Below are 250 nucleotides of genomic sequence, written 5' to 3'. Positions count from 1 at the left end.
ACCGCGCAAACCATCGGCGCCAACGCCCACCGGAAAATCAACGCCCTGGCCGACCCGAGCAACACCCAGAGCATTGGCTACCTGGTCAGCATGCTGCTGACCGCCCTGGCCAATCGCAAAGGCCGCAAGGCCCAGGCGCAGAACATCGCCCCGCACGGCACCAGCCAGGCCACTGCGGTGAGTGGCCAGGGCCAGCTGGTCGCCCGCTCCAGCGAAGCCCCGGCCAAAGCCGATCCGTCCGCCAAGAAGG

General features: G+C 68.4%; 1 protein-coding gene. It reads left to right on the top strand.

Annotated elements, in window-relative coordinates:
* The coding region (locus AAZU54_RS27420; RefSeq protein WP_434727913.1) for a hypothetical protein at window positions 1–250 on the top strand (250 nt) is incomplete at both ends.

Source organism: Pseudomonas sp. Je.1.5.c (assembly GCF_051129895.1).
Classification (GTDB): Bacteria; Pseudomonadota; Gammaproteobacteria; order Pseudomonadales; family Pseudomonadaceae; genus Aquipseudomonas; species Aquipseudomonas urmiensis.
Note: the sequence above shows the minus strand (reverse complement) of the source record. Positions and strands in the feature narration are given on the sequence as shown.